Genomic DNA, 12,628 nt, shown 5'->3' with positions numbered 1-12,628 from the left:
AGCGGAAACCAAAAACTTGTCTTCCCCTCTATCGACAGAGATTTCAGATTATGGGCATTGAATAATAGGCAATCAGTACTTTTATCGGATGACCTCCTTTTATTGGTCTTTGATAAAGGTGCCGTCCTGAAATTCACGAAAGGCGATCTCCAATTCCGCCTGAGTATTCATGACGATCGGTCCCCGCCAAGCCACCGGTTCGTTCAACGGCTTTCCGGTCAACAGCAGAAACCGCAAAGGCTCGTTAGCTGCGCTGATAACCAATTGTTCGCCTTCATCAAACAGCACCAGCGTGCCGTTTTCAAGCAATTGGCCATCGGTTAGCCCCGTACCACCGATGACGTATATAAAGGCCGTGTACGTGGGGTCCACTGGATGGAGAAAGGTTTGGTCGGCCGGCACGGTGCAGTCGAAATATTCTGGGTCGATGACGATGTCGTCCATGGGGCCCCGAACACCACCAAGTGATCCAGCAATCACCTGGATTCTTGTTCCGTTTTCCTGCTCGACCACCGGTATCCGATCGGCTGTGATGTCACGGTACCTGGGCGCCATCATCTTTTGGGCCGCCGGCAGATTTGCCCACAGCTGAAAACCGTGCATAGAACCGTTGGCATCACCCTTGGGCATTTCCTGGTGGATGATGCCACTGCCAGCGGTCATCCACTGAACATCCCCCGAGGAGATTACGCCGGTGTTGCCCAGGCTGTCGCCGTGTTCCACATCGCCTTTCAGCACGTAAGTGATGGTCTCTATGCCCCGATGGGGATGCCAAGGGAATCCCTTTAAATATTGCTCTGGCGTATCGGATCGAAAATCGTCCAGCATCAAAAACGGATCGAATTCGGGGGATTGCCCATGGCCGAAAACGCGGTTTAGATGAACCCCGGCTCCCTCCATCGTCGGTTGACGGGTGAGGGTCAGTTTAACTTTACGATTTGACTGCATACAGTTAATTCTCCCTTTGGTAATCGGCTGCTTCTTTTTCGATGAAGAGCAATGCCTCAATGGATCGCTGCTCCGGCCAATGAGCGAAGGTCGTCGAGCGGATCAGCAAAATTGTTGGTCACTTTCCTTTGAGCATTCGCATCAGGGTGTTGTCACGATCGACGAAGTGATGTTTCAGTGCCGCAGCAATGTGGATGGCTATTGTCAAGATCAAGACAACCGATGCAACGGTATGGACCTCTCCGAAGATGGCTCCTAGCGCAGGGCTGTTCCATATCAAGGAAGGTAGTTTGAATAGTCCGAAAACGATAACTGGATAACCATATGCCTGAGACATGAGGATGCCCGACAGGGGTTGCAGGAAAAGAAGCACATATAGCCAAATATGCAATACATAGGCGATGAAATTTAGTGCGGGTATATTGCCCAGATCACGCGGCTGTGAGTTGTACAATCGCCAAATGAGACGACCTGTCATCAGCAGGAGAATGATCACACCTGTGGATTTGTGGGCGGACAAGGTAAACGTCCTTAGGCCTCCAGATTCGAACAAAGAAAGGACCGCACCGCCAATTAGGTTTCCGATTACCAATGCTGCGATAAGCCAGTGTAGAATTCGAGTGATCAACCCAAAGCTGTCGCGGGTGTTTATTAACATGCAAACCTCCTTTGACCAGGCAATCTGTAACACCCAGTGTAATCAGAATAGGAAATCTTTGGACTTTTGCCGTTCAGAAAATTGAGGGTAGATGCCTATTCAGATCATAAAATTGTAGTCGATGCCAATAATAGCGACTTGTGGTAGCTTGCCATTATGTTGGTTCCCAAGCGAATATCTTCAAACAAATTTCAATCCCATATCTTGTGGTCAGCCAATTTGCCTTGAGGTGCAGATTATTCCAATAAATCTGTCCCGCATTTCAAAAAACAAATTTTACGGACAGGTACAGGTAAGCTGAAATTGGCAGACGCCTAACAATCTTGTGATAATTCGAAAAAATCACAAAAACCTGAATTACAGAGAAGTTTGATTCTGCGCTGCCCGCACGAAGAATAAGGGCTGAATGGGTTGAAGCCGATTTTGTCCAGTCATGTTCTGCTGTATACAATATTTTCCCAAATCAGTCAGCCAAGTGGCCGATGCTGGGCACTTAGGAAGGTTTCGACGCTTCCTTTTGTTTCGCCAAATCACAGACCATATCCCGGGCCGTTTCCAGTGTCATTTGGCTCATGTTAAGCACAAGATTGTATAAGCGCGGGTCTTCATAGTCGGTCTTGCCCAATCGTTTGTAAAGGCTTGTCCGTCTACGGTCTTCATTTTTTACCGTTCGTTCCGCTTTTTTATGGTCCATTCCATAACGGTCCATCATAAATTTTATACGGTTTTCAAGTTGGTTCATCAACAGGACGTGGACCGCATCGGGATGGTCGTTGAGAATGTACTGGCTTCCCCGCCCCAGAATTACCACATTACCCTCATCGGCCAATTGGGCAATGATCAGTACCAGGTAATCCAGGTAGATCTGTTCGTCCAGGTATCCCCGTTCATCACCCAGCACACGGTCCACCCAGCGCTTGGAAACCATGCTGGAAATGAACCTGGAAAGCTTGCTGCCTGCCTCCTTTTCAAAAGATTCGACCCAGTTGGTGGAAACATTCGCCTCTTTGGCCACACGCTGAACAATATCATTATCGGCGAAAGTATACCCCAATTCATCAGCCACCATTTTGCCGAGGGTGATGCCGCCTGCACCGAACTGCCTTGATATGGTAATGACCGCCATTACAGCCTCCTTACTATTTCGTTGCGGGTTAAGATTGTTCGGTGGAAGGTTGCCGAACCGGGTTGCCAGCAGCCGTTTTAAATCTCTATTTTTCCTGTCATCCCTTCCCAGTGAATCGTTCGGATACCCGCCGTTGGACAGTTTAGCTCAGGAATTTTTTAATTTCCCGGGCGAGTTCATCGGGTTCGACCGGTTTTTCCAGGTAGCTTTCTGGTTCGGGAACCGCCTTATCACCGAATTCGGTCAACGCCTTCTGGGAGCGTAAAAAGGTACGTTTGGCAATACCAGATAGTATGATTACGGGAATGCCCAGCAGCGACTTATTCGTTTTCAATTCCCGATACAGGCGCAGTCCGTTCTGCTTGGGCATAAGAACGTCCAAGATCACCAAATCCGGAGGGCCTTTTTTTATAATTTTCAATCCTTCTTCACCATTTGGTGCCTCGATCGGTGTGCAGCCACAATCTTCCACGATGGAGGCGTTGAACATCCGTATATCCGGATCATCGTCCACGATTAACACTTTCTTGTTCATTATCATTCTCCTTGTATTAAAATTAGACTAAACCAGTTTAAGCCGAACCATTCAACTTATCAAGTATCGATCTTCTTTGGGTTTATCGAAAGTCTTCATTGATCCAAATCCTTGAATTTTACACAACCGGAAATTATAATGAAAATAGCTGTTTTTGGGGTGGGGAAACAGACCTGATTGTTGGGCAACACGCTTTTCCGCCGGCCACCGTATCACCATAGCCCCGCCCAATTCGAACATCCATTTTCAGTTGTCGATGAGATTCTCATCAAACCAAAAGAGACAGGAGGACGTCGCTCGTGGAAGAAATTTACAAATTTTACGATGAGCTTGGCCCCTTGAAGGTTATTCACATACATCAGCCGTCTGTTGGGCTGAAAGCCGTACTGGTCGTCGATAATGTCGCCAGAGGCCCTTCGATTGGCGGCCTGCGTATGGCACCGGATGTCAGTACCGAGGAGTGTTTTCGCCTTGCCAGAGCGATGACCTTCAAAAATGCCGCTGCCGGCATCCCGCACGGCGGCGGAAAATCGGTCATTTACGGTGATCCAAAAATGCCGCAGAAACAGAAGGAAAAACTCATCAGAACACTGGCACGCGCCCTCGAGGGAGAGACACACTATATCTTCGGACCTGATATGGGCACGAATGAGGAATGTATGGCGTGGGTCAAGGATGAGATCAATCGTTCGGTGGGACTTCCACGTGAAATCGGTGGTATTCCCCTGGATGAAATCGGGGCCACCGGTTTTGGAATCTACCACGCCATCGATGTGGCGCTTGCCTTCTGTGATTTCGATATCCATGGCGCACGTGTCGCAGTGCAGGGATTTGGCGCGGTCGGTATGAATGCTGCACGGTTTTTGACGGAGAAAGGCGCCAAGCTTATCGCCGCAGCCGATTCGCACGGCACGATCCATAATCCGAATGGTCTTAACGTTACCGAGCTGATCAGGCTTAAAGAAGAAGGCAACAGTGTGGTCAAGTTCAAGGGCGGCAAGGCGTCTGACAGGGACGCGATTATCGGCATCGAATGCGATATCTGGATTCCTGCAGCCCGCCCGGACGTTGTCAACGATGACAATGTACACAAGATGAATACACGACTCGTGGTACAGGGCGCAAACATTCCACTGACCAGCGGTGCCGAAAAATATCTCTATGACAAGAATGTGCTCTGTATTCCAGATTTTATCGCTAATGCCGGCGGCGTCATCTGCGCCGCCATGGAATACAAGGGTATGAGTGAAACGGCCACGCTGCAGGTAATCGAAGAAAAACTGCGGCGTAATACTGCGCTTATTCTGGAAGAATCGGTGAACAAGGGCATTATGCCTCGCAAGGCAGCAGAGAACATGGCGCGCCGCAGGCTGGAAAAGGCTATGCGTCTGAGACGCTTGAATCTTTTCTGATTTTCATGCCGTACCGGACTGACATCCTCTCCACTGCGGAAAATGATGAATCAGATGATTACAAAATAACTTGGAGCTATGTTGAGGAGGCAAAATGAAAAAAGTTCTGGTTACCGGCGCGACGGGACAGATCGGTTCGGAACTCACCACTGCCCTGCGGGAAAAACTGGGGATGGAAAATGTAATCGCCGCCGGCCACAAGAAAACACCGGAGCAAAGGTTTATTGACTCAGGGCCGTTCCATTGTCTCGATGTGAACAGAATCGAGACAATCGCTGCACTTGTCGAGAGATATAAAGTGGACACCATTTATCACCTGGCGGCCATTCTTTCGGCCACTGCGGAAAAAAATCCGCAACTTGGCTGGCATATCAATGTCGATGGCTTGTGCAATGTATTAGAAATTGCCCGGGAATATAAATGTGCCGTTTTTACACCAAGTTCTATCGGTGTCTTTGGGGCTGAAACGCCCAAAGATAATACCCCCCAGGATACCATCCAACGGCCGTCGACCATATACGGGATCAGCAAAGTCACCGGTGAACTACTCTGCGATTATTATTTCACGAAATACGGCGTAGACACCCGTGGGGTGCGATATCCAGGCCTGATTTCCTACAAAACCCCACCTGGTGGGGGCACCACCGATTATGCCGTTGAAATTTATTTTGAAGCGGTTAAAAACAGGAAATATACATGCTACTTGAAGCCGGAAACCTACCTGGATCTGATGTATATGCCGGATGCAGTAAAAGCGGCTATCGATATTATGACCGCTGATCCCGAAACGATTCGACATAGAAATGCCTATAATGTTTCCTCCATGAGCCTTACACCGGAAATCATCACCGCTTCAATAAAGAAAATCATTCCGGATTTTTCCATTGATTACAAAATTGATCCCTTGCGTCAGGCGATTGCTGATTCCTGGCCAAACAAGATGGAAGACCGGGTGGCTCGTGAAGAATGGGGCTGGATGCCGGATTACGATCTCGATGCCATGACAGAAGATATGATCAGGAATATATCACAGTCTCGATAGTCATTCTACGGCCAACACCGTGCAGTTCTGCATGATGATTGATAATTTATGCTGGAGAAACTGCTGCAGAGGAACGCTTCGCTTCGCGAAAGTGTAGGTATGGTAACCTCAATCTTTTTTAAGCACCATTGGGGTATGCGACAGCTCAGATGCAATATGCCCCCTGTTTTTCGAATGCATTATCAATGAGTGGAGAGCAGATCATGTTTCGCGTATAAAAACCTGTCATATCATCTACACCTTTAATATAATAATGAGAGAGACTGTCTGTGACGCAGGTCACAAACTTAAGAAAAATATCAAAGCGGATAAAGATTGGCTTTGATTATTTTATGGGGATCAACTGATACGGCGGCTGAAAAGGCAGAGCCTCTAACGGGCGCTGCCTTTTTTGTTGAAATGCATTGTCCCGGCAACGTGTTAAGCGAATACCATCTTTCAGAGAATTCAGGCGTTCAGCCGCCTTTCGGCATGGTCACGGATCATTTCCCGGTTCGCCGCGCCGGGCGGAACCATGGGATAGACCATTTCGTCCGCATCGATGGCGGCATGGATAAGGACGGGGCCTTTTTGCGCAAAGGCCATGGCCAGGGCCCTGTGCGGATCTGTGCCTGCCGAAAGTTCCTCGGCCTTTATACCGAATCCCCTGGCAATGGTGACAAAATCCACCGGCCGGCGGAATCTGGAAGCATAGACTCTGCCGCCATAGAACAGGTTCTGCTGCTGGTGAACCAGCCCCAGGGCATTGTTGTCCAGCAGCAGTATCTTGAGGTCGATTTCTTCTTCCGCCACCGTGGCCAGTTCCTGGATATTCATCATCATGCTGCCGTCGCCGCTGATGCAGACAACCTGACGGTCCGGATGGGCCAGCGCGGCGCCGATGGCCGTGGGCAGACCGAATCCCATGGTGCCAAGGCCGCCGGAGGTAAGAAACTGACGGGGCCGCACAAAAGGATAGATCTGGGCGGTCCACATCTGGTGCTGGCCCACATCGGTAACCACGATCGCCTCATCGCCGACGACCCGTGAAACGCATTTGATCAGCGCGGGAGCCGACATCTGTCTTTTCTCATCGACGGCGTCAGGCGGGTAGGATGCCTTCAGATCCCCGATCGCGGCATGCCAGTCGGCTCGGTCGTCCTCCGGTATCAAGGGGAAAAGTGCACCCAGCACCTGGCCGGCATCGCCGAGAATACCCACATGGGCTCGCCTGAGTTTGTGCAGTTCGCATGCATCGATATCAATGTGAACGACCTGGGCGTTGGGACAGAATTCGGTTATCCGGCCGGTGGCCCGGTCGTCGAAGCGGACGCCCGCGGCAATCAGCAGATCGCACTTCTCAAGGGCCAGATTGGTGTACACCGCCGCATGCATGCCCAGCATTCCCATGCACAGCGGGTGGGTGGTCGAAATGGTGCCCAGGCCCATCAGGGTCGTCACCACCGGGATGGCCGCCTTTTCGGCCAGCGCCACGGCAGTGGACGCGGCATCCGACTGGAGAACACCGCCGCCCATATAGAGAATCGGTCTTCTGGCCGTCGCGATCATTCTGGCCGCCTGTCTCAGGTCGCTGGTATCGAACGCTGGCGGCGTCTCCCGTTGTCCGGGGGCCGGCCAGGCATCGAACACCACCCGCTGCAGTTGCACGTCCTTGGGCACATCGATCAACACGGGGCCGGGACGGCCTGACATGGCGATCCGAAACGCCTCGGGGATGATCCGCAAGAGGTCGTCGGCCGACCGAACCAGGTAATTGTGCTTGGTGATGGGCAGACTGAGCCCGAATGTGTCCACCTCCTGGAAGGCGTCCGTACCGATCAGGGCCGTGGGCACCTGGCCGGTTACGCAGACGACCGGTACGGAATCGAGTTTGGCATCGGCAATGGCGGTCAATACATTGGTCGCCCCAGGTCCGGACGTGGCGAAACAGACTTGCGGCAGGCCGGTGGTCCGCGCCATTCCCTGGGCGATAAAGCCCGCCCCCTGTTCGTGGCGGACCAGAACGTGCCTGATCTTTTGGTACCGGTACAATGCATCGTAGATCGGCAGGTTGGCGCCGCCGGGGACCCCAGCGATGGTCCCGATTCCCTGGCGGGCGATCAGTTGGATGATCAGTTCTGCGCCGGTCATTTCCATGATTTGAAGACTCCTTTCACGTGTCCCCGACGACTGGCTTTCCGGCGTGGCAAATAAAAAACCCCCGCCGGCGCTTTTTCGCCGGAGGGGGTTTTGATTTGATCGGTCGGCCCGCTACGGCGAAAAAGCGTTTCCTACGCCTACAAGTACGAGTACGCCGACGACAGGTACAGCACCGACAGGTACACCTGGGGCAAAGGTACTGATGGTCGTCATGGATTGCATAGCGGGAGATCTCACCTTGATGATTGTGTGTTAATGATTGATCGCCGTTAGTACCTGCTATCCATGGTGATGTCAAGTATTCAATATGCCAATTATCAATGGCAGAATTCGAAGGAAGAAATGTCAAAGGGTTTATACCGGTTCTTGGTTGCCCGAGTTGCATCCGTGAGACAATGAAGTTTGCTGCAGACTAAGAGCCCGCCCGAGGGGCGCTAATTTCGCCGTAAATGACTTTGTATAGGCTGGATGTGGTTACCTTTAATCTTGGAATGATTAGCAATTAGTGGATGTGTAACAAAATAAGCAGGGCCAAAACCATTTGACCCTGCTTATTATTAATCGTCATGTTTAACTGCTTAGAATGACCATATCATACTGCTAACGAAACAGCCACCGCCACCGCCATCGTCACCGCTATCGCCGCTTTCATTTCCACCTTCAGGTTCAACAGTTTCATCCTTTTCATATGTCTCGGTTATGGTTGTGGTTTGATCTTCAGTGATCGTTATTTCTTGGTCCGTTGGTGTTATCCAGCCTGAAACATCATTGCACTCCATTATATGATTACCAATACTCAAATTGGTTTCCATATCACCAGAATCATGCCAAACACCGCCATCTACACGCCACTGTGCGCCGACGGATACCACCTCGGATGGGCTGAGCATTACCTGCAATGCACCGGTTTTTTGAGTATAGGCAGCACTAATCGTTTCTGTCTCACCACTGGTGATTGTAACTTGTTGGTTCCCGGGCTTTGACCAGCTGGCGATGTCCTTAAACTCCAATGTATGGGACCCTTCGGCAACACCGCTCTGTGTATCACCGCTGCTGTGCCAAGAACCGTCATCCACCCGCCATTGTGCTCCTGCTGATATAGCTTCAGGAGGGGATATGGTCACCTTTAATGCCCCAGTTGTAATTGGCTGAGAGGCATCCGAATAAGTGGCATTTACAAGTGTCGTCTCACCCTCGTTCACAATTACCATCATGCCTTCTGGTTCGGTCCAGCCGGATAAAACCTTATAGTCGACCGTATGGTTTCCGACAGCAAGACCTGATTCAGTGTCTCCGCTGCTGTGCCAGGAACCACCATCCACCCGCCATTGTGCCCCTGCTGCTAACGCCTCAGAAGGCTCGATAGTAACCTTCAACGACCCTGTTTCCTTGGTATAGATACCTGTCGTGTTGGTATTCTGATTGTTTTCTATCGTTACGATTTGGTTGCCCGGTGTGGCCCAACCAGAAATGGCCTTGTATTCCACAGTGTGATCGCCGACTGCTAATCCACTTTGGGTATCGCCACTGTTGTGCCATGTATCCCCGTCTACTACTCGCCATTGGGCGCCGGCCGATCGTGCAGCAGAAGGATCAATGGTGACCGTTAAAGAACCCGTCTGTTGGGTGTAGGTGCCACTGGTCGAGGTTGTCTGCCCGTTTTCAATTGTAACAGATTTGCTGCCGGGTGCCGTCCAGCCGGAGATCGACCTGAACGCCACCGTATGGGTGCCCACGACGATGTCGCTCTGAGTATATCCGCTGTTGTGCCATGAACCACTGTCTACACGCCACTGTGCGCCTGCTGAAACTGCTGCTGAAGGTGATATCGTTACTTTAACTGAACCATTCTGCTGTGTGTATGTACCACTTACCGTAGCCGTCTGGTCTTTCTCGAGCGAAACTGTTTGATTGCCGGGTTTTGTCCAGCCTGAGATGTCTCTAAACTCGATAGTATGATCACCCACACACAGTAACCCTGAAGTTGCACCACTATTTTTCCATTCACTATAACCACCCAAGTGTAAAAAAAAGACATAATGTCCTATAAAATACATAAAAAATATGTAAAAAAATACCTGTTTGTGCAGTTTGCACATCAACCGTTTAAGCTTGAAGGCAATAGATCATACACTTGTCCGGTTACTGGGAGTGGTTCATGGACGGGACGAAAGCACCGGAATTACTCCGGCGATTGCCGGTCCAAATTAGCACACGAGTATTGCAGGTAAAGTCAATTTCAAAGTAATCTTCGCCGCCTATCTGCCCGCCTTTGAGCGCCAGCCCCAATGCTGAAAGGGACGAGTCCTTCTGGTACGCCTTGTACAAAGGCGCACCCGGCGAGACCGGCAGGATTATCTCCAGGGCGCATACGCCCAGCGCACGGGGCACAAAGCCGGAGGTGTCACCGCCGGCCACCACCACCCGTTGGATGCTGGTGTGCCTTAGAATCTGTTTCGCCAGGGCGCCCAGATACCGGCGTACCTGTTCCAATAGGCCGACGGGTGGGGTGTCAACATCAACCATCTGACGGGCACTTTTCTGCAGGCGATCCGCATTGAGAACATCGAACAGAAGCAGGCTGGGCTTTTCGGATAACTTCTCGGCAAAGCGCTGCCGAACCTGATCGAAGGCGCCCTCCAGTTCCAAGATATCCATCAGCGCGATCTTCTCATGGGGCTGTCTGGCCAGGTGCAGCCCAAGATCAGCTTCGGTCATGGGGGTGATCGGGTGCCTGGCCATGGTTGGATGACGATCCAGGCGATAGACAGTATTTCCCATTCTGGCAAAATGCTGTCCGAACAGGGTATACCGGCCAAGCGGCGATGCGCCAACAAGCACGGGAATCAGGTCGTGACCGAAGAAGTAGTCGCGGCTGACGGCAATCGCCCGGCCGATGCTGCCGACCTCGGCTGAGGAATCAAAGGTCGAGCAGGGTAGGGCGGCCAACGTTTCGAACACCGGCCGCAATTCCTGCTCCATCGCTTCAGGGGGCTTGGCGCGACTGGTGCCGGCCACGCCGAAACAACGGATGCCTTCAAATTGTCGTTAATAGGTGACATCCATTAAAAAAAGCCCCTGGGGCGGAGCGGTTGCACCGGCCTGGCTGCGGTCTTTGGAGGCGAGAATGGCTGGCATGGCATCTGCCGGACGCTTGTCCAGTCCCACCTCAACCAGGGTTCCTACGATATTTCTGACCATGAAGCGTAAAAACCCATCGGCCCGGATGTCGTAGGTCAGTCTGCCGCCGTCGGCCAGCCGGATCATTGATTCGGTGACTGTGCGAACGGTATGGGCGCGGGGACTGCCGGCCCCTTCAAAGGACTTGAAATCGTGGGTGCCCACCATATGGTCTGCGGCCTGCCGCATGGCGGCGGTGTCCAGGGGTTTGCGGATATGCCAGACAAACTGCCTGCCAATTGCCGGCGCAATGGGGGCGTTGACGATGTGGTAACGATAATGTTTGGAGCGCACATCAAAGCGGGCATGGAAGCCGTCCGCCATTTGTGTGCAACCGCGGATGCTGACGTCATCGGGCAGCAGGCTGTTGAGCCCTTTTAAAAAAATGGTTGCGTCCAGACGGGAGGCGGTTTGAAAGCTGGCCACCTGAGCCCTGGCATGAACACCGGCATCGGTCCTTCCCGAACCGATAAGGGTGCACTGTTCTCCGGTCATGCGGCCAATCGCCTTTTCGATGGTTTCCTGAACGGTGCGGTCGTTTTTCTGACGCTGCCAACCGTGAAAACCAGAGCCGTCGTATTCGATGATCAGTTTAAAGGTTTTGGTCCGGGGGCGATTCGGCATCATGGCTCCTTTTTAATCCAGTCTTCTTCAATCCAAACGTCTTTCATCCAAACATCATCAGCACGGCGCTCATGGAAAAAAAGGACAGCAACGTGGACAAAACGATAGCCGCGGAGGCAAATTCCGTATCGCTGTTCAGCTGCGAAGACAGCACGATAATGGCCGGAGAGGTGGGTAAGGCAAAAAAAAGCATCCCCACATGAAAGGACAAGGATGATGCGCCAAACACTCGCAGGAAAAAATATCCGACAAGGGGTAGAAACAGTAGTTTGACAATGACCCCGATCATGGCCTGATTGAGGTGGACGGTCAGGGTTTTCAACGTGAGCGTGCCACCAATGGATAAAAGGGCCAGGGGCAGGGCGACCATGGCCGCCAGGCGGAAGGTGTTGTCCAGGAAAACCGGAAATTCACCGATGGCTTGGGCGTAGGCCATTCCTGCCAGACAACCGATAATCAGCGGATTGGATATTAGGGCGCGCAGCGTGATCCGTATGCGTTCACGGGTATCGATACTGCGACCAGAATGCCAGATTAGTGTCGATACGGCCAACACGTTGATAATCGGGATAATAAACCCAATCAAAATACCAAAGCGGGCCACCCCGGTTTCCCCCAGGGCATTCAGAATCACGGCCATGCCCGCATAGGTGTTGAAACGATAGCAGCTCTGAGAAAAGGAACCGGCCACAAATGATGAGATGCCGAATAATTTTAAACAGATGGCGCTGATCAGATACACCGTTAAAACCGCACACACAGCGGCGCCGATCAGGCTGGCGGCGCTTTTGTCGATGGCAGGCGCCGAACCGATTTTCCAGAAGAGCATGGCCGGGAAAAAAATAAAATAGACCAGGCGGTCCGAGGCCCTGAGAAACGCTTCGCCGGTCAGATGAATCTGTTTGAGCAGGGCTCCCAGACCAATCAGGGCGAACACGGGAAAAAGGTTGTTTAAAATGATCAT

At 51.7% G+C, this 12,628-nt stretch carries 11 protein-coding genes; 2 read left to right on the top strand and 9 right to left on the bottom strand.

Annotation, left to right across the window (positions count from 1 at the left end; translation table 11 throughout):
* Positions 1-99: 99 nt before the first annotated feature.
* The 4 genes from Dvar_RS28320 to Dvar_RS28305 form a co-directional block, all read right to left on the bottom strand.
* Positions 100-948 (bottom strand): pirin family protein, encoded by an 849-nt coding sequence (locus Dvar_RS28320; RefSeq protein WP_419656503.1) that lies wholly within the window; start codon positions 946-948, stop codon positions 100-102.
* 118 nt (positions 949-1,066) lie between these two features.
* Positions 1,067-1,606 carry a cytochrome b gene (locus Dvar_RS28315; protein WP_419656502.1) on the bottom strand — a complete coding sequence of 180 codons (540 nt, stop codon included), beginning with the start codon at positions 1,604-1,606 and terminating at the stop codon, positions 1,067-1,069.
* 493 nt (positions 1,607-2,099) lie between these two features.
* Complete coding sequence (locus Dvar_RS28310) at positions 2,100-2,732, bottom strand: AAA family ATPase (protein WP_419656501.1); 633 nt, start codon at positions 2,730-2,732, stop codon at positions 2,100-2,102.
* Between the two features lie 142 nt (positions 2,733-2,874).
* On the bottom strand, positions 2,875-3,267 hold the full coding sequence (locus Dvar_RS28305; RefSeq protein WP_419656500.1) for a response regulator: 393 nt from the start codon (positions 3,265-3,267) through the stop codon (positions 2,875-2,877).
* A 299-nt stretch (positions 3,268-3,566) separates the two neighbouring features.
* Between Dvar_RS28305 and Dvar_RS28300 the strand changes: the two genes are divergently transcribed.
* Positions 3,567-4,679 carry a Glu/Leu/Phe/Val family dehydrogenase gene (locus Dvar_RS28300; RefSeq protein ID WP_419656499.1) on the top strand — a complete coding sequence of 371 codons (1,113 nt, stop codon included), beginning with the start codon at positions 3,567-3,569 and terminating at the stop codon, positions 4,677-4,679.
* A 94-nt stretch (positions 4,680-4,773) separates the two neighbouring features.
* Complete coding sequence (locus tag Dvar_RS28295) at positions 4,774-5,721, top strand: NAD-dependent epimerase/dehydratase family protein (protein ID WP_419656498.1); 948 nt, start codon at positions 4,774-4,776, stop codon at positions 5,719-5,721.
* A gap of 447 nt (positions 5,722-6,168) precedes the next feature.
* Here Dvar_RS28295 and ilvB read toward each other — a convergent pair whose 3' ends face one another.
* The 5 genes from ilvB to Dvar_RS28270 form a co-directional block, all read right to left on the bottom strand.
* Entirely contained in the window at positions 6,169-7,857 is a 1,689-nt protein-coding gene (ilvB, locus tag Dvar_RS28290; RefSeq protein ID WP_419656497.1) for an acetolactate synthase large subunit, read from the bottom strand.
* A gap of 581 nt (positions 7,858-8,438) precedes the next feature.
* Positions 8,439-9,959, bottom strand: coding sequence for a hypothetical protein (locus tag Dvar_RS28285; protein WP_419656496.1), 1,521 nt, complete (start codon positions 9,957-9,959; stop codon positions 8,439-8,441).
* A 43-nt stretch (positions 9,960-10,002) separates the two neighbouring features.
* Positions 10,003-10,893 (bottom strand): four-carbon acid sugar kinase family protein, encoded by an 891-nt coding sequence (locus tag Dvar_RS28280; RefSeq protein ID WP_419664168.1) that lies wholly within the window; start codon positions 10,891-10,893, stop codon positions 10,003-10,005.
* A 15-nt stretch (positions 10,894-10,908) separates the two neighbouring features.
* Entirely contained in the window at positions 10,909-11,667 is a 759-nt protein-coding gene (gene truA / locus Dvar_RS28275; protein ID WP_419656495.1) for a tRNA pseudouridine(38-40) synthase TruA, read from the bottom strand.
* A gap of 40 nt (positions 11,668-11,707) precedes the next feature.
* Positions 11,708-12,628 (bottom strand): AEC family transporter, encoded by a 921-nt coding sequence (locus Dvar_RS28270; protein ID WP_419656494.1) that lies wholly within the window; start codon positions 12,626-12,628, stop codon positions 11,708-11,710.

It is taken from the genome of Desulfosarcina variabilis str. Montpellier, assembly GCF_048565275.1.
Taxonomy (GTDB): Bacteria; Desulfobacterota; Desulfobacteria; order Desulfobacterales; family Desulfosarcinaceae; genus Desulfosarcina; species Desulfosarcina variabilis.
The sequence above is the reverse complement of the archived record's forward strand: the minus strand, read 5'-3'. Positions and strand labels throughout refer to the sequence as shown.